The sequence below is a fragment of the Bacteroides caecigallinarum genome (assembly GCF_021531075.1).
GTDB lineage: Bacteria > Bacteroidota > Bacteroidia > Bacteroidales > Bacteroidaceae > Phocaeicola > Phocaeicola caecigallinarum_B.
In genome coordinates this window covers 35,379-61,043 of sequence record NZ_JADYTJ010000012.1, presented here as the reverse complement: position 1 = coordinate 61,043, position 25,665 = coordinate 35,379, and the positions used below count along the sequence as shown (strand labels likewise).

Genomic DNA, 25,665 nt, shown 5'->3' with positions numbered 1-25,665 from the left:
ATCTTTTATAAAAGGAATTTAAGCACTCTGGATTCAGGGTGCTTTTTTTATTATATGGACATCAATATATAATATAAAAAAACGACTTGACGTTTTAAGTAAAACGACAAAGCGTTTTAGACAAAACGTCAAGACATTTTTCCAGAACTTATCAATCCTGATAATATATTCTCTTCACACGCATGGATACACTGGTCAAAATCTCATAAGGTATCGTACCCAGCCATTCGGCCAAAGTAGTCACAGGCAAATTTTCGCCAAAAATTTCCACCTTATCACCTTCCTTACACGGAATATCTGTTACGTCTATCATACACACATCCATACATATGTTACCTACGTACGGCGCTTTTTTACCGTTTACAATACAATATCCGTTTCCATTTCCCAGCTTACGGTTCAAACCGTCGGCATAACCTATAGGTATTGCAGCAATACGCGAATCCCTTTCAAGTCTACCCTTTCTACTATAACCTACAGTATCTTCTGCTTTTACATCATGTATTTGCAGTATGGTAGTTTTCAATGTGCCAACATTGTGAATCATCTTTCCGGTATATGGATCTACACCATACAGACCAATTCCAAGCCTTACCATATCAAATTGCGCCCCAGGATATCTTTCTATACCGGCTGTATTGCATACATGTCGCAGTATTTTAAAGGAAAAACCACTCTGAAGCACAGCTGCTGCATCCTCAAAAGTTTCAATCTGCTTTCTTGTGAAAGCATCAAAACGGTCAGAGTCGCTTCCTACCAAATGCGAGAACACCGAACGTGGTATAACGGCCGTCTGACGTTTCAGTCTTTCTACCAACTGAGGAATCTGACATGGTTCAAATCCCAAACGATTCATCCCCGTATTTATTTTTATGTGGATAGGAAAATTACTTACTCCCTCTCTTTCTGCAGCCTTTATCAATTCCTCAAGAATATTGAAGCTATATATTTCCGGTTCCAGACGATAGTCGAACATTGTTTTGAAAGCCGTGAGTTCAGGATTCATTATTATAACAGGACAATGTATTCCGGCTTTACGCAAATCTGCACCTTCATCGGCAACAGCCACAGCCAGATAATCCACCCTATGCTCCTCCAAAGTTTTAGCTATTTCAAAAGCTCCTGCTCCATAAGCCGATGCCTTGACCATGCACACCATCTTGGTTTGCGGACGCAATTTGTTACGGAAATAATTCAGATTTTCAGTTAAAGCCCCAAGATTAATTTCAAGTATGGTTTCGTGCACCTTGAGTTCCATAAAGTCTGTTATATCATCAAAATGGAACACACGAGCTCCTTTTATCAGAACCACTTCGTTTTTCAATGTTTCCAATATACCTGACTCCAAAAGTTCTGATGTTTTATTAAAGAAATATTTTTCTATCTGAAATCTGGAAGCAGATGCAGATATCTCCGGACCTACACCAATTATCTTATCAACCCCACGACTATGCACCAACTCTGCCACCTGTCTGTATAGGAGTTTGCTGGTCTGGCCACTTTCAAGAATATCCGAAAGAATCAAAGTACGTTTTCTGGCTTTATCTTCTGTTCTGCGTGCCAGGAAATCTAGTGCTATATCCAATGAAGCAAAATCAGAATTATAACTGTCATTTATCAGCGTACAACCGTTCTTACCTTCTTTCACCTCCATACGCATAGCTACGGGTTCAAGAGTAAGCATTCTTTCTGCTATTTCTTCAGGTGAAATCATAAGATACAAAGCAACAGCCAGACAGTTTATTGAATTTTCTATTGAAGCATCATCAATAAAAGGAATTCGATAATCCTTCATAAATCCCAAATAACGATACTTTATTTGAGTGTAATTACTGAATTTTTCAATGCTTTCTATATACAGAGGGCGTTCCATATCCTTCATGGACCAGGCTATCTCGCGCGCTCCGAACAAAGACTTCGTAACACAGTTGCTTATAAGTTCATTATCACCATTATAAATCACCACATCACAATCTTTGAACAGTTGCAGTTTTTCCATACATTTGTCTTGCACGGATGTGAAGTTCTCCTGATGAGCACCACCTATATTGGTAAGGACACCGATAGTAGGACGGATTATAGGTTTCAACTCTTCCATCTCCCCCATTTCCGATATACCGGCTTCGAATATCGCTATTTCAGTATTCTCATTCATAAGCCACACCGACAATGGCACTCCAATCTGCGAATTATAACTTCTGGGTGACCTTGTCACAACTTTACTAGGACTTATAATGTGATACAGCCATTCCTTTACCACAGTCTTGCCATTACTTCCGGTAACTCCAATTACCGGAACATCAAACAACTCACGATGATGTGCAGCCAGACGTTGCAACGACTTCAAAGGGTTGGAAACTTTCAAGAAATTACATCCATTATACTTCGACAAGTCTTGAGGCAAGTCATTTACAACAAAATTCCTCACTCCCCTGTCAAAAAGTTCTGGAATGTATTTATGGCCATCATTCCTTTTTGTCTTTAATGCAAAAAAGAGGGTTTCTTCCGGAAAACACAAAGACCGGCTGTCAGTAAGTATCCAGTCTATCCTGGCAGGCGCATTTCCCACACGCTCCGCATTCAGTATGGAGATTATTTCTTCAATAGTGTTCGACATAATTTCATTTCCTTTTCGACATCTAAGTACGGGAATTTTTCTTTTAGTACTTCTATTTTTAACAGTATTTGACTTAAAAAACCGGCATATGCCTCACTCTTAGGATTAAAAGGCTTATGTCCTAAGGCACGGCTTATCTCATTCCATGCTTTAATAACATCTGTAGTCTGTCTTCCGAAAAATGATTCTGAAAATTTTTCCCAAATATAATCTACAGCCATAGCTGAAGGATGAAGCATATCGTCGGCATAAAAACGATAGTCACGAAGCTCATCCATTAAAATTTCATACGAAGGGAAATAATAACATTTGTAATTAGAAAAGCATATTTTATCTATAGAAAGCAATAAGACCGATTTACTGATCTGATTACCATGCATACCATCCTTGGCATGACGTATCGGACTGACTGTGAACATAAATTTTACGTTAGGGTTTATATCCCTTATACTTGAAATAAGACTTGAATAAGCTTCTACTATTCCGTCAACATCAAGAATACTGCGTGTAAATAATTTATCGTTCAGTTTATGACAATTTCCTACTATACGTCCATTTTCATTCCATGTATACACACGAGCCGTACCAAAAGTTATAAGAATCCAGTCTGCCTTAAGCAGGAATTCACTACTGGACTCGATACGAGTATTTATATTATCCAGACATATATTTCTGTCGTCAGAGGAAAAAGAACTGTGATGCATCATGCTGAACCACATTCCCCGATATTCCATCACATCATCAGAAGTATAGCATTTTTTATTTATAAGCTGAGTAAGAGCTTCATGTATTGACATTGGATTATAAAGTATTCCAAATGGATTAACATCACATCTGAATTTACTGGCCATCAGTCTATTACCAATATTTTCCGTAAAACAGGAACCTATCAGCATCAATCTGTCAGAGTGCTTTATTTCACATTGTCCTACAGGTAATTCAGCCTTGGTAATCAGTTCCATATCATTGTATATTTATTATTTTTTACTGCAAATGTAACGACTATATATATATTTGTACTACTTTTGTGGAAGAAATGTTTAATTTAATGTATAGATGGAACATAAAGCATCATATAAATTTCTTGACAATATTGACAGTCCTGAAGATCTTCGCAAACTACCGATAGAAGACCTGCCTGAGGTTTGTAAAGAGTTGCGCGAGATGATAATAGATGAGCTTTCACGCAATCCGGGGCATTTCGGTTCCAGTTTGGGAGTAATAGAACTTACCGTCGCATTACATTACACATTCAGAACACCTTACGACCGCATTGTATGGGATGTAGGCCATCAGGCATATGCCCATAAAATACTTACAGGAAGGCGCGACAAATTCTTCACCAACAGGAAATTAAATGGTTTGGCTCCATTCCCTACGCCGTCTGAAAGCGAATATGATACATTTACATGCGGACATGCCTCAAATTCCATTTCCGCAGCATTGGGTATGGCTGTAAGTGCAAGCATCAAAAAAGAGACAAACAGACACATAGTAGCTGTAATTGGCGATGGTTCAATGAGTGGAGGACTGGCCTTCGAAGGTCTGAACAATGCGTCTGCCACTCCCAACAATCTATTAATTATACTGAATGACAATAATATGGCTATCGACCGTAGCGTCGGTGGCATGAAACAATATCTGCTAAACTTACACACCTCAGAAGGATACAATCGCTTCCGGAATACGATGTCGAAGCAAATGGCCAGATGGGGGTTGCTTACAGATGAAAGAAAAAATGCAATTATCAGATTCAACAACAGTCTGAAATCATTGCTTATGCAACAGCAAAATATTTTTGAAGGCTTGAACATCAGATATTTTGGTCCTATAGACGGGCACGACACTATGTCTATGATTAAAGTCCTAAATGAAATAAAGGACATGAGCGGGCCAAAACTGTTGCACATACATACAATAAAAGGGAAAGGATATAAACCTGCCGAAGAGTGCGCTACCGAGTGGCATGCTCCCGGAAAATTCGATAAGACAACCGGAGAAAAAATCAAGCCAGCCACAGAAGGACTACCTCCACTATTTCAAGATGTATTTGGCAATACACTACTTGAACTGGCACAACAAAACGATAAGATTGTAGGAGTTACTCCTGCTATGCCTACAGGGTGTTCCATGAATATTATGATGAAAGAAATGCCTCACAGGGTTTTCGATGTAGGCATAGCAGAGGGACATGCTGTAACCTTTTCCGGTGGTATGGCAAAAGATGGTCTTACACCATTCTGTAACATATATTCCACATTCATGCAAAGGGCTTACGACAATGTGATACATGACGTTGCCATACAGAAACTGAATGTTATTATGTGCCTTGACCGCGCAGGACTAGTGGGTGAAGATGGAGCCACACATCATGGTATGTTCGACATAGCATACATGAGAATAATCCCTAACTTGACAGTTTCTGTTCCTATGGACGAACATGAACTGAGAAAACTCATGTACACAGCCCAACTGCCGGATATGGGACCATTCGTGATAAGATATCCGAGGGGAAGAGGAGTATTAACCGACTGGAGATGTAATCTTGAAGCCATACCTGTAGGAAAGGGAAGAATGCTTAAGGACGGAAAAGATCTTGCAGTAATATCGCTTGGTCCTATAGGATATAAAGCAAAAAAATCTATAGAAAGAGTAGAAAGTGAAAAAAACGTAAGCATAGCACATTATGACCTTAGATTTGTCAAACCACTAGATTATGAAATGCTTGACTCAATAGGTAAGCGATTCAAAAAAATACTTACTATAGAAGACGGCGTTCTAGCTGGCGGTGTCGGCAGTGCTGTAATGGAATTTATGTCCGACAATGGATATGATGTATCCATTAAAAGGATAGGAATCAAAGATAATTTTGTGCAGCATGGCAGTGTAGACGAGCTATATAAAATATGTGGACTTGACGAAGACAGTATCTACAGTTCCATCATCCAATTAACGAACAGTTTGAAATAAAAGACATTACTCATGAAAATAATAATAGCTGGTGCAGGTGCAGTTGGTACACATTTGGCAAAACTTTTAGCGGGTGAAGATCAAGACATAATACTGATTGACGAAAATCAGGAAAGACTTGGCAAAATGAGCAGCAACCTTGATATGATGACAGTAAACTACTCTCCTACTTCAATCAATGGCCTTAAGGAAGCTGGGGTGGCAGGTGCTGATCTTTTTATTGCCGTTACTCCAGACGAAAGCAGAAATATGACTGCATGCATGCTTGCAAATAACCTTGGAGCCAAAAAGACAGTAGCACGTATTGACAACTATGAATATCTATTGCCAAAGCATAAGGAATTCTTTAGCGGACTCGGTGTACACTCGCTTATTTATCCGGAAATGCTGGCAGCAAAAGAGATTGTGGATGCCGTGAAAATGAGTTGGGTAAAACAATGGTGGGAATTTGCCGGAGGTTCACTAATAATGATTGGAGTCAAGATGAGGGAACAGGCCGAAATTCTGAATGTTCCTTTTCATGAACTGGGAGGACAAGGTATTCCATTCCATATAGTAGCCATAAAAAGAGGAAATGAAACTATAATCCCAAGAGGTGACGACTATGTGAAACTAAATGACATAGTATATTTCACAACCACAAAAAAATATATTCCATACATCAGAAAAATATCAGGACGCGAAAACGAAGCAGATGTACGTAGCGTAATGATTATGGGTGGAGGAAGAATTGCCGTACGTACTGCTCAATATCTGCCTGAGTACATGAAAATCAAAATTGTAGAAATGGACGAAAACAGATGCAACAGGCTGACAGAGATTGTTGATGACGATGTTATGGTGATAAATGGCGACGGACGAGACATGGAGCTACTGGTGGAAGAAGGAATTAAGAACACTGAAGCTTTCGTGGCATTGACAGGTAATTCTGAAACAAACATTCTGGCATGTTTGGCAGCAAAACGCATGGGAGTAAGCAAAACTGTTGCAGAAGTAGAAAATGTAGATTATATAAGTATGGCAGAAAGTTTGGACATTGGCACTGTGATAAACAAAAAATACATTGCAGCAAGCCACATTTACCAAATGATGCTTAAGGCTGATGTATCCAATGTAAAATGTCTTACTTTTGCCAATGCCGATGTTGCTGAATTCATTGTCAAAGAAGGTTCAAAGATAACCAAAGCACCGGTAAAGGATATAGGTTTGCCAAAAGGAGCAACAATTGGAGGTCTGATAAGAAATGGAGAAGGTATACTTGTTACAGGTAACACTACAATTCAAAAAGATGACCATGTTGTAGTTTTCTGTCTGGGCGCAATGATAAAAAAATTGGAGAAATATTTCGGATAATCTGTTTTTTAACATAATAAAAAACCTTTATACGCAAAATATATCCTAACTTTGCAAGCGTAATTGAATAGGTAAGAGTTTTTTTATATGATTTATTGGTTGAGGATAATATTCGTAACTTTACTGTCTTTATTTGTATTGCAAGGCATTTCGGAAGATGTTGCTTCCGCATGTAATACAAATATCTGTACGGAAAACATACTATCAACCAATAATGAAAAGAACTTATCTTTCGAAGAATCTTCTTCAGACAATTACCTGATACGCACAATTAACCACATACTCAAATCCATATACGCTGATTTGTCTATACCTGTTTGCATTATATATTCAAGCAGTAAGGATAACAACAACAATAAATCTATACTACCATTAATAGGCGGAGTACAAAAGAACAATAGTATCAACAATCTCTACCGTTTTGAATCGGGATGTTACTCCAACTCGCAAAATCTTATTCATTCACCTAAAGATTATTACATATATACATTGGAAAAGATTATCATTTAGATATCTTTTTTAATGTAATATATACATGAAAACGCGCGACGTGTACGCACACATACAACATATAGATTATCTAGAATAAACAATAACTATAAAACAAATAAATCATGTATTTTATTTTTTTAATCGTAGTGATTCTCACGGCAATCGCATTGGTTGTAGCAGCCATGACTATTGCCAAACTAATCGCTCCACGATCATTCAATCCACAGAAAGGAGAGCCTTACGAATGTGGTATCCCCACCAGAGGTGAATCGTGGGTAAAATTCAAGGCAGGCTACTATCTCTTTGCCATCCTCTTCCTGATGTTTGACATAGAGACTGTATTCCTCTTTCCGTGGGCAGTAGTAGTGGCACACACAGGGGTGTATGCACTATGTGGAGCTGCATTCTTTGTAGGTATTCTTATTTTAGGCCTGGCATATGCATGGCGGAAAGGAGCACTGGAATGGAAGTAAAAAAACGTACGCAGATACGCAGCATGCAGTATGAAGAGTTCCGCAACAACGACTATCTGGAACGAATGGTAAAACAACTCAATGATGATGGAGCCGGAGTGATAGTTGGAACAGCTGACGAACTGATAAACTGGGGAAGAAGTAACTCGCTTTGGTCGTTAACCTTCGGAACCAGCTGTTGCGCCATAGAGTTTATGGCATTGGGAGCTGCACGATACGATATGGCCCGTTTCGGGTTCGAAGTAACACGTAACTCTCCGCGACAGGCGGATATGATAATGGTGTTGGGTACAATAACACACCGTATGGCTCCGGTACTGAAACGTCTGTATGACCAGATGGCAGAGCCTAAATACGTGGTAGCCGTAGGTGGATGTACCATTAGCGGTGGTCCGTTCAGAAAATCATATCATGTGGTGAACGGTATAGACAAAATCATTCCTGTTGATGTATTCATCCCCGGATGTCCTCCACGTCCTGAAGCTTTCTATTACGGCATGATGCAGCTGCAAAGGAAGATTAAGGTGGAACGTTTCCTTGGTGGAGCAAACCGCAAGGAAAAAAATAATGAAGAATGAAAGTCGTTAGTTGTTAGAACTAATAACTAAAGTATGACATCAACTCATTCTCAATTATTAACTATTAATTCTTAATTAAACAACATGATTGCAGACAATATAATATTGGTTAAGGCTGAAGATTTGTTTAATGAAGCTTCACGACTAAGATTTGACGCAAAGCGACCTATGGACTATCTGCGCGACATCGTAGGTATGGACTGGGGGGAAGAAGGACTTGGAGCACTATATTATCTGGAATGTACTTCTACAGGCGAACGCGTGGTGCTAAAAGCAGTCACTACAGATAGGGATAACGCTTTCCTGCCATCTGTATGCAGCCTATGGAAAACAGCCAAAATAAAGGAACGCGAAGTGTTCGACTTTTTTGGAATCCGCTTTACAGGTAATCCGGACATGCGCCGTCTGTTCCTACGAGAGGACTGGAAGGGCTATCCGCTGCGCAAGGATTATGACATGGATTCAAATCCGCTGAATATGGAGAACGAAGAGAACGCCGATGTGACTGAAGAATATACCCTAATGCCTGACGGTACAATAGAAGGCAAAGAAAATATAGTGTTCGGAAGCGAAGATTTCGTAGTGAACATAGGTCCTCAGCATCCTTCCACCCACGGTGTACTCCGTATGCGTACTTCTATCGACGGTGAAAATATCCGCCGAATCGACCCTATTCTGGGATATATCCACCGTGGTATAGAAAAAATGAACGAAAGTCTTACTTACCCTCAGACTCTGGCTTTGACAGACAGGCTTGACTATCTGAGTGCCCATCATAATCGTCATGCTCTATGTATGTGTATCGAGCAAGCTGCCGGTATAGAGATTTCGGAACGCGCCCAATACATCCGTACAATAATGGATGAGTTGCAACGTATTGACTCACATTTGCTGTTCTACTCTTGTCTGGTGATGGATATGGGCGGACTTACTCCATTCTTCTATGGCTTCAGAGAGAGAGAGATGATTCTCGACATTATGGAAGAGACAACAGGTGGACGTCTGATACAGAATTACAATGTGATAGGTGGTGTGCAAGCAGACTTGCATCCTGATTTCCAGCGCAAGGTAAAGGAATTTATCAAGCATCTGCGCAGCGTGATAAAAGATTATCATGATATCTTCACCGGTAACGTGATAGCTCGTCAACGTCTTATAGGCGTAGGTGTCCTCTCGCGCGAAGATGCAATATCACTAGGTGCTACAGGTGGTACAGGACGTGCTTCAGGATGGAGCAACGATGTTAGAAAGCATCATCCTTATGCCATGTATGACAAAGTAGATTTTAAAGAAATCACACGTACAGAAGGTGACTCTTTCGCACGCTATATGGTGCGCATGGATGAGATAATGGAATCATGCCATATCATAGAACAGCTTATAGACAATATTCCTGAAGGTGAATACCGTGTGAAGACTAAGGCTATAATAAAACTTCCGGAAGGAAACTTCTCAACTTCAGTGGAAAGCAGCCGTGGTGAGTTTGGGGTAATGATAGAAAGTCATGGCGACAAATATCCTTACCGTCTGCACTACCGTTCAACAGGACTGCCACTGGTAGATACAATGGACACTGTGTGTCGCGGACAGAAGATTGCGGACTTGATAGCAATAGGTGGTACGCTGGACTTCGTTATTCCGGACATTGACAGATGAAAACAATGAATAATTAAAAATTAAAAATTAATAATGAGCGTATGTAATTAACAAAGAGCGATAACATCAGTTCATTTTTAATTATTAATTATTAACTTTTAATTGAAAGAAAAATGTTTGACTATTACAATCTTGAGCCGGTGCTGATGTGGATTCACAGCACTATGTGTGGCTTGATGCCGGAATGGCTGGCTTTCACCATAGAGGGTATTGCCGTGGGAATATTCATCATGGTGATGTATGCAGTGTTGGCCATCATTCTGATATATATGGAGCGTAAGGTATGTGCGGCATTCCAATGCCGTATCGGACCGGACCGTGTTGGTGGACGTGGCGGATTGCTACAGGTTCCTGCCGATGTTATAAAGATTCTGACAAAGGAGATTATCAGCCTGAAAAACTCCGACAAGTTTTTGTACGGACTGGCACCATTCCTGGTTATCATGGCTTCAATCTTAACTTTCTCATGCCTTCCTTGGAACAAAGGTGGAGAAATTCTGCATATGAACATTGGTGTCTTCTTCGTTTTGGCAGCCTCATCTATCGGAGTATTAGGTATTCTGCTTGCAGGATGGAGTAGTAACAGTAAGTATACTCTGATTGGTGCCGTACGAAGCGGAGCTATGATCATCAGTTACGAGCTTTCTATCGGACTGAGTGTTCTTACAATGGTTATTCTGTGTGGAACAATGGATATTCAGGAAATTGTAGCTTACCAGGAAAACGGATGGAACATATTCAAGGGACATCTGCCTGCTGTGATGGCTTTTATAATTTATCTGATAGCCGGAAATGCAGAAGCAAACCGTGCTCCATTCGACCTTGCAGAGGCAGAACAGGAGCTTACCGCCGGATACCACACCGAATATTCCGGAATGCACTTTGGTTTCTTCTATCTGGCAGAGTATCTTAACCTGTTCATCACAGCAGGTATAGCCGTTACACTGTTCTTCGGAGGATGGATGCCGCTACATATTGCTGGACTTGAGGGTTTCAACGCTGTTATGGATTACATACCTGGCGTAATATGGTTCGTGGGAAAAACATTCTTCGTAGTGTTCCTGCTGATGTGGATAAGATGGACATTCCCAAGACTGAGAATAGACCAGGTACTTATACTGGAATGGAAGTATCTGATGCCGCTTTCACTACTGGTACTTGTAATAATGACAGTAATGAAGGTATTCGGACTGGTATTTTAATATTAAGTTGTTAGATATTAGTTGTTAGAACTAAAAGATAACAACTAAAAGGGCTAACAACTAAAAAGCTAAAAACTAAAAACTTAAAAAAATGTCTACTTTTAAAGATTATATAAACGGATACGCTTTTGGAATAAAGAGTCTTCTGGTTGGTATGCGTACATCGATGAAGGTGTTCATGCAAAAGAAAATTACAGAACGCTATCCTGAGAACAGACATACCACACTGTACATCCCGGAACGCCACCGCGCCATGCTGGTGATGCCTAAAGATGAAAACGGGAATAACAAGTGTATAGCTTGCGGACTGTGTCAGATGGCATGCCCTAACGATACGATACACATCACAAGCGAAACACGCGAAACCGAGGATGGAAAGAAAAAGAAATTCTTGGTGAAATATGAATACGATCTCGGTTCGTGTATGTTCTGCCAGCTGTGTGTCAATGCATGTCCGCACGATGCTATCCAATTCAGCAATCATTTCGAAAACGCAGTGTTCGAAAGAGAAAAGCTGATACTTACATTAAATGAATAATTAATAATGAAAAATTAATAATGGGTGGATGACATCAACCAATTATTAATTATTAACTCTTAATTTTTAATTAAACAATATGTTCTCACTTTTTGAAATAGCATTTTATGCAGTAGCTCTGTGTATTATAGTATTCTCAGTGCTTGCTGTAACAACAAGCAGCATTCTGCGCTCTGCCACTTATTTGCTGTTTGTTCTGCTTGGAACAGGAGGAATCTATGCCATACTGGGATATACTTTCCTCAGTGCCGTACAGCTAATGGTATATGCAGGAGGTATCATAGTGTTATACGTATTCTCTATACTACTCACGCGTTCGTCAGGAACAATGAAATACAAAATACGCTGCGGAAAAATGATCAGCGTTCTGCTCACCACTCTAGTTGGTATGGCATTGGTGATGTTCATCCTGGCAACAAATGGTTTTGCTCTGAACATTATCCCACAGGGAGTAGAGCTACCAGTTGAGAAAATAGGTAATGCACTCATCGGTACAGAAAAATATCAGTTCGTACTGCCTTTCGAAGTAATGAGTGTACTGTTGCTGGCCTGCATGATAGGAGCTATTATGATTGCAAGAAAAAGGAAATAGATTATCAGTTACGAGGATTCTTTTTAGTTACTAGGCTTCAGTTACAATGTGACAAGGTCCTCCATCCGGATGGCAACCTCGTCAACTTGTCAACTTGTCAACTAAAAACCTCTTTAACTTGTCAAATAAAAAATAGGAAAATGGAAATAGAAGTACACGTTTTGCATTACCTGGTTATAAGCACGGTAATGATGTTCTGCGGAATTTACGGTTTCTTCACACGCAAGAACCTGTTGGCACTACTCATATCAGCCGAACTGATGCTTAATGCCACCAATATAAATTTCGCAGTGTTCAACAGATATCTTTTCCCGGAACAGTTGGAAGGACATTTCTTCAGTCTGTTCGGAATAGCCATTGCCGCAGCAGAAACAGCTGTAGCCATAGCTATCATCATTAATGTTTACAGGAATATCAATAAGATTCTGACCGATGACATTTCGGAAATGAAAGGATAAAAATAAAAGTAATAAGTTGTTAGATACAGAGTTTTTAGTTGTTAGAACAAATAACTAAAAAACAGAGAACTAACAACTAAAACTTAAGAACTTAAAAACTTAAAACTCATAATGGAATATACAATACTTATACTGGTTCTGCCTATACTGAGCTTCCTTGTTCTGGCTCTGGCAGGAATGAAAATGCCTCACAAGGTAGCAGGAGCGATAGGTACATTGTCGCTGGCAGCTGTCACAGTGCTGAGCTATATCACGGCCATTGGATATTTCAGTGCACCACGCACAGCCGAAGGGATACTACCTGTCTCTACACCTTGGAACTTCCAGTGGCTGCCGTTCACTGAATCACTCCACATTGATATGGGTATCATGCTTGACCCTATTTCGGTAATGATGTTGGTGGTTATATCCACTGTGTCACTCATGGTACACATCTATTCTTTCGGGTATATGAAGGGCGAGCGTGGGTTCCAGCGTTATTATGCTTTCCTTTCGCTGTTCACATTCTCAATGCTCGGACTGGTAGTTGCAACAAACATCTTCCAGATGTACGTATTCTGGGAACTTGTGGGTGTATCATCTTATCTTCTCATTGGTTTCTATTACACTAAGCCAGAGGCTATAGCAGCTTCGAAGAAAGCTTTCATCGTGACTCGTTTTGCCGACCTGGGTTTCCTTATCGGTATCCTGATTTACGGTTACTATATGCAGACTTTCACTTTCTCACCTTCAGAGGAACAGCTTATGAAGGCAGGTATGGTTCTGCCTTGGGCTCTCGGACTGATGTTCGTGGGTGGTGCCGGAAAGAGTGCAATGTTCCCTCTTCACATCTGGCTGCCTGATGCTATGGAAGGTCCTACCCCTGTATCTGCACTGATTCATGCTGCTACAATGGTTGTTGCCGGTGTATATCTGGTAGCAAGAATGTTCCCTTTGTTTATCGGATTTGCACCTGAAACTCTTCACTGGGTGGCATACATCGGTATGTTCACAGCATTCTATGCAGCTACCGTAGCTTGTGTACAGAGCGATATCAAGCGTGTGCTGGCTTTCTCAACTATCTCACAGATTGGTTTCATGATGGTGGCGCTTGGTGTATCAACCAGTCTTGATCCACACGAAGGCGGATTGGGATATATGGCTTCAATGTTCCATCTGTTTACTCACGCCATGTTCAAGGCACTTCTATTCCTTGGTGCAGGTTGCGTAATACATGCAGTTCACAGCAACGAAATGTCATTCATGGGCGGACTCAGAAAATATATGCCTGTCACTCACATCACATTCCTTGTAGCGTGCCTGGCCATAGCAGGTATTCCTCCTTTCTCAGGTTTCTTCTCTAAGGATGAAATTCTTGCGGCTTGTTTCCGATTCAGTCCTGTAGCAGGATGGATAATGACAATTATTGCAGGAATGACAGCTTTCTATATGTTCCGTCTGTATTACTGCATATTCTGGGGAAAAACAAATGATAATTATACTCATCACACTCCACATGAAAGCCCTGTGGTGATGACATTACCTCTGGTTATCCTGGCTGCCATTACAGTTGTAGCTGGCTGGGCAATGCCTTTCGGACATTTCGTTTCAAGCAACGGACATGCATACGACATTCATCTTGATGCTACAGTAGCAACTACAAGCATCGTAGTAGCAATATTGGCCATAATCCTGGCTACATGGATGTATGCAGGAAAGACTCAGCCTGTGGCAGATATGCTTCAAAAGAAGTTCAGCCGTCTGCACCACGCTGCATATCGCCGTTTCTTCATGGACGAAATTTGGCTGTTCGTAACAAAGAAGATTATCTTCCGCTGTATATCTACACCTCTCGCATGGTTCGACCGTCACGTCATAGACCAGTTCATGAACTTCATGGCATGGGGTACTAATGCAGCCGGAGAAGCAGCACAGCCTGTACAGAGCGGAAAGATTCAGACTTACACGATGTGGTTCTTAGGTGGTATCATCATACTTACCGCAGCACTTATCCTGCTGTGATAAGCACATTTGTTTGACAAGCTTTCAGCTCTTAATTATTAATTCTTAATTATTAATTGAAACAATGAATATACTAAGTTTATTTGTAATAGTCCCTCTGATAATGCTTTTAGGCCTTTGGCTGGCAAAAGGCATTAACCAGGTTAGGGCGGTAATGGTGACCGGTTCTACCATCCTTTTGGGACTGTCCGTATGGCTAACCATAGCATACATCGGATTGAGAAACGGAGGAGCTACAGAAGAAATGCTCTTCACTGCAAGTACCCCGTGGTACAAACCACTGAATATCTGCTACTCCGTTGGAGTGGACGGAATATCTGTGGTTATGCTTCTGCTTAGTTCCATTATAGTTTTCACCGGTACGTTCGCTTCATGGCGTTTGCAACCGATGACTAAGGAGTACTTCCTATGGTTTACGCTTCTTAGCACAGGAGTTTTCGGTTTCTTTATATCTACCGACCTCTTCACCATGTTCATGTTCTACGAGGTTGCACTCATCCCTATGTATCTGCTCATCGGAGTATGGGGAAGCGGAAAGAAGGAATATGCAGCTATGAAGCTTACCCTAATGCTGATGGGTGGTTCTGCATTCCTGCTTATCGGTATCCTTGGCATCTACTACGGAGCTGGCGCGGAAACAATGAACATACTTGAGATTGTAAACCACAAGATACCTACTGAGTTTCAACGTCTGTTCTTCCCGCTGATTTTTATCGGTTTCGGTGTGCTGGGAGCTCTTTTCCCTTTCCACACATGGAGTCCTGACGGTCACGCTTCAGCCCCTACAGCTGTATCTATGCTTCATGCAGGAGTCTTGATGAAACTCGGCGGTTACGGATGTTTTCGTATAGCCATGTATCTTATGCCTACTGGTGCTGCTATATGGGGAGATTTCTTCCTTGTACTTACTACTATTTCTGTTGTTTACGGAGCATTCAGTGCTGTCGTTCAGACTGACTTGAAATATATCAATGCGTATTCTTCAGTAAGCCACTGCGGTCTGGTGCTCTTCGCACTATTGATGATGACCAAGGTTAGTGCCACTGGTGCTATTCTTCAGATGTTGAGCCACGGACTTATGACAGCCCTATTCTTCGCCCTTATCGGTATGATCTACGGTAGAACCCACACACGCGATATCCGCCAGTTGAGAGGGTTGATGAAGATTATGCCATTCCTGGCTGTGGGATATGTCATTGCCGGTCTTGCCAACCTAGGACTTCCGGGATTGAGTGGTTTCATTGCCGAAATGACAGTATTTGTTGGTTCTTTCCAAAATCCGGACAATTTCCATCGTGTATGTACAGTGATTGCCACAATGAGTATTGTGATAACAGCTGTATACATTCTCCGTGTAGTAGGAAAAATTCTGTACGGTACATGCGAGAACCCTGAACATCTGAAACTTACAGATGCTACATGGGATGAGCGCTTCACTGTAATATGTCTTATAGCTGCTGTAGCAGGACTCGGTTTGGCACCATTTTGGGTAAGCGATGTTATAAACTATAGTGTTGAACCTATAATTTCGGCAATAGTAAAATAAACAGAATTATTAAGTTACGAGTTGTTAGTTTTTAGTTGTTAGAACTAAGGACTAACAACTAAAAACCAAGGACTAAAAAATCAAATATATGTTTCAATTTATACCAATGCAGGCAGAAATCGGTCTGGCAGCCATAATGATTATAATCCTTCTGGCAGACTTGATTATGAAAGGGCCTCACCACAAAGCATTGCAGACAATGACCTGCATTTTGATGGTGATACAATTAATTCTGAACATACAACCATCCGCCGGAGAATATTTCGGTGGAATGTACCATTGCACACCGGTTGCTTCTGTTGTAAAAACAATACTTACTGCAGGTACTCTTCTGGTGTTTATGCAGGCTGGCGAATGGATTTCATCGCCCGACTCACGCCACAAAGCTGGCGAGTTTTACGTAATAACAATAAGCACTCTACTGGGAATGTATTTTATGGTCAGTGCCGGAAGTTTTATCCTGTTCTATGTTGGACTTGAGCTTGCCAGTATCCCTATGGCATGTCTCATAGCTTTCGACAAGTGGAAACACCACAGTGCAGAGGCAGGAGCAAAATTCATACTTAATTCTATGTTCTCTTCCGGATTGATGCTTTACGGACTCTCGCTAATTTACGGAACATGTGGAACTACTTATTTTGCAGACATGACTGCCAATATCACAGGTACACCTCTACAGATACTTGCAATGGTGTTCTTTTTTGCAGGTTTGGGATTCAAACTCAGCCTTGTACCATTCCATATGTGGACACCGGACACATACCAAGGTGCACCTACAGCTGTTGCAGGATATCTGTCTGTCATCTCTAAGGGAGCTGCAGCCTTTGCTCTTATGAGTATTCTTACAAAAGTATTCGCGCCAATGTCAGACCGTTGGGAACTGATGCTCAGCATCGTGATAGTAGTTACAATAACGCTGGCAAATATCTTTGCGATACTTCAGGACAACATGAAACGTTTCATGGCCTACAGTAGTATCTCACAAGCAGGGTATATCATGCTGGCAGTAATAGCAGGAAACACTCAGGGTACAACTTCACTGGTATATTACATCACAGTATATATAGTAGCAAACCTAGCCGTATTCGGAGTTATCGGAGTAATTGAAAGACATGTTCTTGGCGAGAACTATGCCAAAGCAGACAAGGTAGAAGGAGAACATATGGAAAATGCCCTGTCACGTTCTGAAGAAATAGTAAAATCGGAAAATGCCGTAAGCCGTAGCGTATATGCCGGACTTTACCGCACGAATCCACGTCTTACTTTCGTCATGACTATAGCCATGTTTTCCCTTGCCGGAATACCTCCGTTTGCAGGTTTCTTCAGTAAGTTCTTCGTATTTGCATCGGCATTCAATGCTGGCCACTGGCTTGTAGTGTTCCTAGCACTTGTCAATACTGTGATTTCGCTCTATTACTACCTGCTGGTAGTTAAAGCCATGTATATCACACCAAACGACAATCCGCTTCCTCATTTCCGTAGCTCATGGCTCACACGCACTTCGCTTGCCATCTGTCTTGCCGGAATAATTCTACTTGGTATACTGAGCAGTGTATACGGAGGAATAGAAGCTGTAGCAGGACTATAATTACTTAATATAAAACAGTATTCAATTGACGAGTTGACAAGGTTTCCCATCCAGACGGAACCTTATCAACTCGTCTAATTGTATCCGGTCCGCCCGTATTTTGTCTGCTCCTACATTGAACTATACAATGTAACCGATATGTAATCAATACGTAAACGTTTTATAAAACAACGGAAACATCCAAGTAATACCACAGCTGTAATTTTGCCCTCGAAAACAAAAGGGTAAAAAGAATGAATAATTTTATCAGACTATTTTTAGGAGTTACAGCAATGACATCTGCGATGGATGCCAGCGCAGGAATACTGAAAGGAAGTGTTGTTGACAAGAAAACAGGTGAGCCGATTATTGGTGCTACCATCACAGTGGCAGGAACCAATATAGGTGCCATTACAGACTATGATGGTAATTATGAAATCAATGTACCAGACGGAGAAGAATACGAAATAGAAGTAAGATACGTAAGTTATAAAAATCTGGTACTAGATAATATAAAAGTAAAAGGGGAAACTATCAATAATATAGAATTAGAGGAAGAATCAGTAGTGCTGGGAGGTATAGAGGTAGTAGCAAGCCTCAATCGTGAAAGCGAAAACTTCCTTCTCCTAGAGCAAAAAAAATCTGTACTTTCCCGTCAAGCTGTTGGAGCCAAGGAACTTTCAAGAAAAGGTGTAAGCGATGCGGAAGGTGCTGTACAGAAAATCTCAGGTATCAGCAAACAGGAAGGCGTAAAGAATGTATTTGTACGCGGACTGGGCGACAGATATAACACTACGATGTTGAACGGGTTTCCTATACCTTCTGAAGATCCGGAATACAAAAATATCTCGCTTTCGTTTTTCGACACCGATGTGATACAGTCGGTAGGTGTAAATAAAGTTTTCTCCGCTTCAGGAGCAGGCGATGCAGCAGGAGCAGTAATAGACATCCAGTCGAAAGAACTGATCGGACAGGACATGCTTGAAGTAGGCGGTTCTTTTGGTCTGAATACACAAACTGTAAGCCAGCCTTTCTATATACAGAACGGTGCCGGATATATGGGTATTTCCAATAAGGCTCAACCGGGAACAGATCTGTCAACATTCGGATTTAAAAACAGCCTTGACCCTAAACATACAAATTTCAACCCAGACCATAGTTATTCTGTCGCTGCAGGAAATAAATTCTATGTAGGCGAAGATTTAAATCCATTGAACGTGCTTGTACTTGCCAACTATTCGCAGAGCAATACTTTCACTGATGAGATTGTAAGAAACACAACTACAAACGGAACTATATATCAGGATCAGAAAGGGGAAAAATACGAACGTAACATCTCTCAGATGCTTCTGGGGAATGTCAACTACCTGATGAAAAATGACAACGAATTATCATACAACCTAATGATGATTCATTCGAACAACCAATATGTTGCCGACTATTTAGGGATGTCAGACAAGTTTCAAAGTTCTGACAGAAGCCAAGGTTTCATGCGTCGTCAGCAAGCCAACGACAACCTATTAGTTGTAAACCAAATAAACTCTTCATGGAAACTTTCTGATAAATGGAAATTAAATGCCGGTTTAGCATACAACTATGTATCCGGTAATGAACCAGACAGAAGGATAAATTATCTTTCAGAAACTGAAACTGAAAACTTATACACTCCTACACGTGGTACTGGTTCGCAGCAAAGATATTTCTCTGAACTTACAGAGCATGACCTAAACATGAAAATTGAAGCCATTTTCAATCTTCCGGACAAAATAGATGGCAGTTCTATGCTGAAATTCGGTTATACCGGACGAATGGTAAAAGATGCTTTCGAAGCTGTAGAATACGATATGTCTGCAATAGGTTCTGAGTCTTTCAACTTAAACGAACTTAAGCTTGACAATTTCTTTAATCAGAATAACTTGACAGCCGGGAAATTCAGTCTTGATAGAAACAACGATATATACGATGTAAAAAAATATATCAATGCCGTATATGCCGATGCCACATATCGCCTTGCAGAATCATTCACAGCAAACGTGGGGGTACGTATGGATTATGTACTGATGAACATTGACTATAACGTAAACCGTGGTGGCGACCAAGGCAGCGAAGATATAAACAAGCCATTTATTCTTCCAAGCCTGAACTTCAAGTACGACGTGGCAGAAAAGCATAGTCTTCGTCTTGGACTTAGTAAAACATACACTTTGCCACAAAGTAAGGAAATATCTCCATTCCGCTATATTGGGGTGAACTTCAAGAGTCAGGGTAATCAGAACCTGAAACCAAGTGATAACTATAATATTGATTTAAAATGGGATTTCTATCCATCTGCAGGCGAGTTAATATCTGTGGGGGTATTCTATAAATATATCCAGAATCCTATCTCACGAATAGAGATTGCAAGTGCCGGTGGATATCTCTCATACGAAAATATATCAGACTGTGCCACAGCGGCAGGAGTGGAGTTCGAACTCAGAAAAGACATATTCAAGCACACAGCTGGCGAAGCTCTCCACAAAATGAATTTCGGACTTAACGGAGCATACACATACACTATGGCTAAAGTAGAACAGGCTACAGACCCAACCGGCTCGCAACTTGAAGGTGCAGCACCATTCATCGGGAATGCCGACATCACATACCAGTTCAAACGCAATGATTTCGGAATTACAGGTACTATAGTCTGCAACTATTTTTCCGACCGCGTTTATACCATAGGAACTCAAGGATATAAGGACATTATTGAAAAAGGTGTTCCTACGCTAGACATAGTAATAGGGGGACAGATAAACAAACATCTGAGCCTTGATCTCAAGATGAAGAATCTGATTAATCCTTCGTACCAGCTTTTCCGCGAAGCTTCAGGCGAAAACAATGAAAAGATTATCCTTAACGATTATACAAAGGGAAGAAACTTTTCTATTGGACTAACTTATAAATTTTAAACATAGAATTATATACAAAAAGACTCACTAACTTAAAACTTAAACAAATGAAAAAGTTTTTTATCAATGCTATGGCATTTTGCGCAATGAGCGCAGCTGTTCTTTCTTCTTGCAGCAATGAAAACGACCCAAAGGACCCTACAACAGAAGAAAACACCCTCTCAGGAGCTATAACAAATACAGTAACTCTTGACGCAACAAAGGAATATACACTTAACGGTACTGTTACTGTTGAAGAAGGTGGAGAACTCGTTATCCCTGCAGGAACAGTTATCAAATGTAAGAAAGGTTTCAGTAACTATCTTATCGTTCTTCAGGGTGGTAAAATCAATGCAGAAGGTACTGCAGAAAAACCTATCACTTTCACAGCTGCAGAAACCGGAGCCAAGTCTGGTTATTGGGGTGGTATAATTATCAACGGTAAAGCTCCTATCTCAGGCGAAGAAGCTGGAAGCACAGGTGCCACAGAAGTGAATAATGCTTATGCATATGGCGGCACAAATGCTGCCGACAACTCAGGTGTACTGAAATATGTCAAAATAGAATATGCAGGAGCACGTTCAAGTGCCGATGTGGAACACAACGGTCTTACACTTAATGGCGTAGGAAACGGAACAAAAATAGAAAACATCTACGTACTTGAAAGTGCAGACGATGCTATCGAATTCTTCGGAGGAACAGTAAATGTAAACGGACTTCTTGCTGTAAATCCAGACGATGATATGTTCGACTTCACTCAGGGATATGCCGGAAAATTGAGCAACTGCTATGGTATCTGGGCAGAAGGCTACAGCAGCACAGAAGAAGACCCACGCGGTATTGAAGCCGACGGCAATCTTGACGGTAATGGCCCAGACCACACTCCACAGTCCAACTTCACTGTAGAAAATATGACTATAGATCTCCGTCTGGCAAATAATACAGAAGAAGGTTACTATATGCACGAAGCAATCAAAGTACGTCGTGGAGCCACAGCTACTATCACTAACGCTCTGCTTACAGGCAACGGAGCTTGCAAAGATATTATCGACGTAACTGACAAAAAAGGAAATGCTACAACTGAAACTTCCATCAGCCTTACTAACGCTAACGAAGGAACAAGAGTTGAAGGTGGAGTAGATATCAACAGTGGTGACGAGACATACCCTTCTATCAAGATTGAAGCAGGCAACACAGGATGTAATGCCGATATCTTCGGATGGACAGGATATGAAATATAATCTGATACACACTTAAAAACACACGAATATAAAATTACGGAAAGACTTGCGTACAGACGTATGCAGGTCTTTTTTTTATAAGACAAAGAAGTACAGAAGTAAAGATGTTAAAGGAATTAGAGGAGTTAAAGAAGTTTTTGCTTAAATTTACGCCATAATCATAACCTAATAAACCATAAAACTATGTATCCATTAAAATTCAACCCCATCCTGAAATCTACAATATGGGGTGGCGACAAGATCATTCCTTTCAAACACCTTGACTGCACACAACAGAACGTGGGCGAAAGCTGGGAAATATCGGACGTTCCTGGTGACGAATCAGTAGTGTCCAACGGTACTGATGCGGGAAAGAACCTCACACAGATGGTTCAGGAATATAAAGGAGCACTGGTAGGCGAAGCAAACTATAAGAGATTTAATGGTAAATTTCCTCTATTGATTAAATTCATTGACGCGCAAGACGACTTGTCTATTCAGGTACACCCGGACGATGAACTGGCAATGAAACGTCACAACTCTATGGGTAAAACAGAAATGTGGTATGTAATTGACAATGCCGGTGGAAAAGCTCATCTGCGTTCGGGACTTAGCAAGAGCATTACTCCTGAACAATATGAACAGATGATAGCAGACAATACAATATGCGATGCTTTAGCTGATTATGCCGTACAACCAGGCGACGTATTCTTCCTTCCTGCAGGACGAATCCACAGTATAGGTGCAGGATGTTTCATTGCAGAAATTCAGCAGACATCAAACATAACTTACCGTATTTACGATTTCAACCGTAAAGACAAGAACGGAAATACACGTGAGCTGCATACAGAACTTTCAAAAGAAGCAATTGACTACAGTGTGGAACAAGACTACCGTACGCCGTACACTCCATGCAAGGATCGTCCTGTAGATTTGGTATCATGTCCATATTTCACTACTTCAGTATACCATCTTACCGAATCTATGACTATGGACTATTCTGAACTTGATTCTTTCGTAATCTATATATGCATGGAAGGTTCATGTACTATAACGGACAATGAAGGTAACAGCATAGAAATGCAGGCCGGAGAATCAGTTCTTTTCTCTGCTACCACACAAAATCTTGAAGTTATACCTTCGGGCGAAGTAAAGTTCCTGGAAACTTACGTATAAACACACATAAAAAAACAATCCCACAACGGGATTGTTTTTTTTTATAATATCCAACGCACACAAACCGGAGCCTTGGTATATATTCTTTTTCCTGTATCCTTAAGTATACCCGTTTCCTGATTCACTTCATATATCTCAATAGCATTCTCATCACGACATGCCACAAGAATATACTTACCATTTGGCGTAATAGCAAAGTTACGAGGGTGCTTTCCTGTCAGACAATATCCTACACGTTCTACCCTTCCATTTTCAGATGAAACTTTGAAAACTGCTATACCATCAGACTTTATCCTGCACGACGCATAAAGGAATCTCTCATCGGGTGATAAATGAATATCAGCGCTCCCCTCACCTCCTACAGTATCGGCCTTCACAGTCTGAATTATATTGACTTTATTATTTTCTTTTATTTCCAATACCATAACATCTCCACTAAGTTCTGTTATGACGTAAGCATACTTTCCACTGGAATGAAAACACATATGTCGCGGTCCGCTACCGCCTGGCAATACAATATCATCTTCATCATCATGCGAATAATCTGCAGTATCAATAACTCTGATTCTGTCTGTTCCAAGATCACTCGCCCAAAGTTGTGTACTGTCTGGCGAATAATATACAGAATGGATATGTGGTACTTTCTGTCTTGTAGGATGTATACTATGACCACTAAAATCTATATTCTTACTTAGAAAGACTCCCCCTTCTTTATCTATATCGAAAACTGAAAAGTTTCCACCTGAATAATTGGCAGTAAAAGCCTTGCCTGCATTTTCGTCTGCCATGACAAAACACGGGGAAGAGCCATTAGTCCTGTCACGACCTATTACCGTCAGTTTCAAACTGTCAGGATTATATTTCAGTGAATAAAGGAAAGAGTCATCACCTCCACCTTCAGCTACAGAATATATGATATTACCCGATGTCAATTCTGAAAGGAAAGAAGGATTAGGAACTCCCTTAACCCCCGACTTATAGCTGAAATCTGCATTCTTTTGAGAAAATGTAAAGACTTTTATTCCCTCCTCCTCTTGCGAGGAATAACTTCCTGATACAAACACCAACGAATCTGAGTCTACTATATCAAATGTCTTATCCTTTTTCTCTGCAGATGTACATCCCATAAACATTAATGAAACTGACAAGAAAAAAATTTGCTTCTTCTTATTCATTATATAATTAATTTAAATCATTGGTTGAACACTCAAAAATATACATTTTATCTTTAGGAATTGGTACTTAGAGATATTTTTATTATTTTTGCATACAATTTAATACTAACATCCGGGGTTGTTTGGTTTTGACAGCGAGAGATGTGGTATGTAAGCATGCAGTGCGTCAGTGATTTGCACTATAATCTCAGTTACTGAACAATTATCTGGCAACGAAAACTATGCTCTCGCTGCTTAATCGAAGTACAGTAGATTAGCTTTATTTCTGTCACAGTGATAGAAACGAGACATCGCTCAAAAGCTCTTGTTCCGAAGCGTTTGATATAGCGGTGCAGCAAAATCGGGAATAGCTTGAGTCTAGTCCTGCGGCTCCGGTGAAATTTAAGGACTAAGGTATAAGTGGGTGGCTCTGGTCTTGCTTATGCACGAAAACCGAAGGCAGAGATAAGCATGTAGAAAGCATATGGCTTCCTTGTTTGGACGAGGGTTCGACTCCCTCCAGCTCCACGGAACTTTAAAAGACAATAGCTAATCTGTCACAACGTCAGGTTAGCTATTTTTGTTTATAACAAATTTATCTTAAATATGACTACAATCTACCTCACCCGCCACGGACAGACGGAAGAAAACCTGATGCGGATATTTCAGGGACATATGCCGGGAAATCTTACCAAAGAGGGAATAGAACAGGCACTAAACCTAGGAAAAGAACTCCGCGACATACATCTTGACTGCATACTCAGCAGCGATTTGAAACGTGTTGTTGACACAGTAAATCTGGCTATGGCAGACAGAAATCTGCCTTGGGAACAGAACACACTTCTTAGGGAAATAGACTGGGGGGCATGGACCGGACTCAAAATAGATTCTGTTGATAAACAGAATATACCCGATGATGCCGAAACAAAAGAAATGCTTTACGAACGAGGCAAACAAATAGTAGAGTATATAAAAGAAAAATACAAAGGGAAAGACGTTCTTGTAGTTGCTCACGGTCTTATCAACCGCTCCATCCAGGCACACATTATGGGTGTAGGAATAGATGAGTTATACAACATCCAGCATATGAAGAATGCCGAGGTAAGAAAATTTACAATATAATAATAAAGAAACGCATGATATTAACA

General features: G+C 40.6%; 19 protein-coding genes and 1 other RNA gene. 17 read left to right on the top strand and 3 right to left on the bottom strand.

Going from position 1 to position 25,665, the window contains the following annotated elements:
* Positions 1–151: 151 nt before the first annotated feature.
* Entirely contained in the window at positions 152–2,617 is a 2,466-nt protein-coding gene (locus tag I6E11_RS05305) for a bifunctional UDP-N-acetylmuramoyl-tripeptide:D-alanyl-D-alanine ligase/alanine racemase (RefSeq protein WP_235336821.1), read from the bottom strand.
* Positions 2,593–3,579, bottom strand: coding sequence for a GSCFA domain-containing protein (locus tag I6E11_RS05300; RefSeq protein ID WP_235336819.1), 987 nt, complete (start codon positions 3,577–3,579; stop codon positions 2,593–2,595). Before I6E11_RS05300 ends, I6E11_RS05305 begins: the two co-directional genes overlap by 25 nt.
* Before the next feature lie 94 nt (positions 3,580–3,673).
* Between I6E11_RS05300 and dxs the strand changes: the two genes are divergently transcribed.
* The 15 genes from dxs (at position 3,674) to I6E11_RS05225 (ending at position 23,363) form a co-directional block, all read left to right on the top strand.
* Positions 3,674–5,587 (top strand): 1-deoxy-D-xylulose-5-phosphate synthase, encoded by a 1,914-nt coding sequence (gene dxs / locus I6E11_RS05295; protein ID WP_235336818.1) that lies wholly within the window; start codon positions 3,674–3,676, stop codon positions 5,585–5,587.
* A gap of 12 nt (positions 5,588–5,599) precedes the next feature.
* Positions 5,600–6,940 carry a Trk system potassium transporter TrkA gene (gene trkA / locus I6E11_RS05290; protein ID WP_235336817.1) on the top strand — a complete coding sequence of 447 codons (1,341 nt, stop codon included), beginning with the start codon at positions 5,600–5,602 and terminating at the stop codon, positions 6,938–6,940.
* 614 nt (positions 6,941–7,554) lie between these two features.
* On the top strand, positions 7,555–7,905 hold the full coding sequence (locus I6E11_RS05285) for an NADH-quinone oxidoreductase subunit A (protein ID WP_235336816.1): 351 nt from the start codon (positions 7,555–7,557) through the stop codon (positions 7,903–7,905).
* Entirely contained in the window at positions 7,896–8,483 is a 588-nt protein-coding gene (locus tag I6E11_RS05280; RefSeq protein ID WP_235336815.1) for an NADH-quinone oxidoreductase subunit B, read from the top strand. The genes I6E11_RS05285 and I6E11_RS05280 overlap by 10 nt, the downstream gene beginning before the upstream one ends.
* An 84-nt stretch (positions 8,484–8,567) precedes the next feature.
* Positions 8,568–10,139 (top strand): NADH-quinone oxidoreductase subunit D-related protein, encoded by a 1,572-nt coding sequence (locus I6E11_RS05275; RefSeq protein ID WP_235336814.1) that lies wholly within the window; start codon positions 8,568–8,570, stop codon positions 10,137–10,139.
* 113 nt (positions 10,140–10,252) lie between these two features.
* Positions 10,253–11,341 carry an NADH-quinone oxidoreductase subunit NuoH gene (gene nuoH / locus I6E11_RS05270; RefSeq protein WP_235336813.1) on the top strand — a complete coding sequence of 363 codons (1,089 nt, stop codon included), beginning with the start codon at positions 10,253–10,255 and terminating at the stop codon, positions 11,339–11,341.
* Positions 11,342–11,432: 91 nt separating this feature from the next.
* Positions 11,433–11,879 (top strand): NuoI/complex I 23 kDa subunit family protein, encoded by a 447-nt coding sequence (locus tag I6E11_RS05265; RefSeq protein ID WP_235336812.1) that lies wholly within the window; start codon positions 11,433–11,435, stop codon positions 11,877–11,879.
* Positions 11,880–11,958: 79 nt separating this feature from the next.
* Positions 11,959–12,471 (top strand): NADH-quinone oxidoreductase subunit J family protein, encoded by a 513-nt coding sequence (locus tag I6E11_RS05260; protein WP_235336811.1) that lies wholly within the window; start codon positions 11,959–11,961, stop codon positions 12,469–12,471.
* Between the two features lie 140 nt (positions 12,472–12,611).
* Positions 12,612–12,929 (top strand): NADH-quinone oxidoreductase subunit NuoK, encoded by a 318-nt coding sequence (nuoK, locus tag I6E11_RS05255; RefSeq protein WP_235336809.1) that lies wholly within the window; start codon positions 12,612–12,614, stop codon positions 12,927–12,929.
* A gap of 111 nt (positions 12,930–13,040) precedes the next feature.
* A complete protein-coding gene (nuoL, locus tag I6E11_RS05250; protein ID WP_235336807.1) occupies positions 13,041–14,930 on the top strand; it encodes an NADH-quinone oxidoreductase subunit L in 1,890 nt (629 codons plus the stop codon).
* 64 nt (positions 14,931–14,994) lie between these two features.
* Positions 14,995–16,476 (top strand): complex I subunit 4 family protein, encoded by a 1,482-nt coding sequence (locus I6E11_RS05245; protein ID WP_235336805.1) that lies wholly within the window; start codon positions 14,995–14,997, stop codon positions 16,474–16,476.
* An 88-nt stretch (positions 16,477–16,564) separates the two neighbouring features.
* Positions 16,565–18,064 carry an NADH-quinone oxidoreductase subunit N gene (locus tag I6E11_RS05240; RefSeq protein ID WP_235336804.1) on the top strand — a complete coding sequence of 500 codons (1,500 nt, stop codon included), beginning with the start codon at positions 16,565–16,567 and terminating at the stop codon, positions 18,062–18,064.
* A 233-nt stretch (positions 18,065–18,297) separates the two neighbouring features.
* Positions 18,298–20,988: a TonB-dependent receptor gene (locus I6E11_RS05235; protein WP_235336803.1), complete on the top strand. Its 2,691-nt coding sequence runs from the start codon at positions 18,298–18,300 to the stop codon at positions 20,986–20,988.
* Between the two features lie 47 nt (positions 20,989–21,035).
* Positions 21,036–22,208 (top strand): beta-helix domain-containing protein, encoded by a 1,173-nt coding sequence (locus I6E11_RS05230; RefSeq protein WP_235336802.1) that lies wholly within the window; start codon positions 21,036–21,038, stop codon positions 22,206–22,208.
* Positions 22,209–22,391: 183 nt separating this feature from the next.
* Positions 22,392–23,363: a type I phosphomannose isomerase catalytic subunit gene (locus I6E11_RS05225; RefSeq protein WP_235336801.1), complete on the top strand. Its 972-nt coding sequence runs from the start codon at positions 22,392–22,394 to the stop codon at positions 23,361–23,363.
* A gap of 41 nt (positions 23,364–23,404) precedes the next feature.
* On the opposite strand, the gene I6E11_RS05220 is transcribed toward I6E11_RS05225, so the two are convergent.
* The gene (locus tag I6E11_RS05220) at positions 23,405–24,538 is read right to left on the bottom strand and encodes a lactonase family protein (RefSeq protein WP_235336800.1); all 1,134 of its coding nucleotides are present in this window, start codon (positions 24,536–24,538) and stop codon (positions 23,405–23,407) included.
* A 114-nt stretch (positions 24,539–24,652) separates the two neighbouring features.
* On the opposite strand from I6E11_RS05220, the gene ssrA reads away from it, so the two are divergent.
* Positions 24,653–25,048: a transfer-messenger RNA gene (gene ssrA / locus I6E11_RS05215) on the top strand.
* Positions 25,049–25,123: 75 nt separating this feature from the next.
* Positions 25,124–25,639, top strand: coding sequence for a histidine phosphatase family protein (locus I6E11_RS05210; protein WP_235336799.1), 516 nt, complete (start codon positions 25,124–25,126; stop codon positions 25,637–25,639).
* Positions 25,640–25,665: the final 26 nt, after the last annotated feature.

Bases quoted from the DNA above. Each gene is read 5' to 3' on its own strand.
- I6E11_RS05305 (WP_235336821.1), bottom strand. From the start codon at position 2,617: ATGTCGAACACTATTGAAGAAATAATCTCCATACTGAATGCGGAGCGT.
- I6E11_RS05300 (WP_235336819.1), bottom strand. From the start codon at position 3,579: ATGGAACTGATTACCAAGGCTGAATTACCTGTAGGACAATGTGAAATA.
- dxs (WP_235336818.1), top strand. From the start codon at position 3,674: ATGGAACATAAAGCATCATATAAATTTCTTGACAATATTGACAGTCCT.
- trkA (WP_235336817.1), top strand. From the start codon at position 5,600: ATGAAAATAATAATAGCTGGTGCAGGTGCAGTTGGTACACATTTGGCA.
- I6E11_RS05285 (WP_235336816.1), top strand. From the start codon at position 7,555: ATGTATTTTATTTTTTTAATCGTAGTGATTCTCACGGCAATCGCATTG.
- I6E11_RS05280 (WP_235336815.1), top strand. From the start codon at position 7,896: ATGGAAGTAAAAAAACGTACGCAGATACGCAGCATGCAGTATGAAGAG.
- I6E11_RS05275 (WP_235336814.1), top strand. From the start codon at position 8,568: ATGATTGCAGACAATATAATATTGGTTAAGGCTGAAGATTTGTTTAAT.
- nuoH (WP_235336813.1), top strand. From the start codon at position 10,253: ATGTTTGACTATTACAATCTTGAGCCGGTGCTGATGTGGATTCACAGC.
- I6E11_RS05265 (WP_235336812.1), top strand. From the start codon at position 11,433: ATGTCTACTTTTAAAGATTATATAAACGGATACGCTTTTGGAATAAAG.
- I6E11_RS05260 (WP_235336811.1), top strand. From the start codon at position 11,959: ATGTTCTCACTTTTTGAAATAGCATTTTATGCAGTAGCTCTGTGTATT.
- nuoK (WP_235336809.1), top strand. From the start codon at position 12,612: ATGGAAATAGAAGTACACGTTTTGCATTACCTGGTTATAAGCACGGTA.
- nuoL (WP_235336807.1), top strand. From the start codon at position 13,041: ATGGAATATACAATACTTATACTGGTTCTGCCTATACTGAGCTTCCTT.
- I6E11_RS05245 (WP_235336805.1), top strand. From the start codon at position 14,995: ATGAATATACTAAGTTTATTTGTAATAGTCCCTCTGATAATGCTTTTA.
- I6E11_RS05240 (WP_235336804.1), top strand. From the start codon at position 16,565: ATGTTTCAATTTATACCAATGCAGGCAGAAATCGGTCTGGCAGCCATA.
- I6E11_RS05235 (WP_235336803.1), top strand. From the start codon at position 18,298: ATGAATAATTTTATCAGACTATTTTTAGGAGTTACAGCAATGACATCT.
- I6E11_RS05230 (WP_235336802.1), top strand. From the start codon at position 21,036: ATGAAAAAGTTTTTTATCAATGCTATGGCATTTTGCGCAATGAGCGCA.
- I6E11_RS05225 (WP_235336801.1), top strand. From the start codon at position 22,392: ATGTATCCATTAAAATTCAACCCCATCCTGAAATCTACAATATGGGGT.
- I6E11_RS05220 (WP_235336800.1), bottom strand. From the start codon at position 24,538: ATGAATAAGAAGAAGCAAATTTTTTTCTTGTCAGTTTCATTAATGTTT.
- I6E11_RS05210 (WP_235336799.1), top strand. From the start codon at position 25,124: ATGACTACAATCTACCTCACCCGCCACGGACAGACGGAAGAAAACCTG.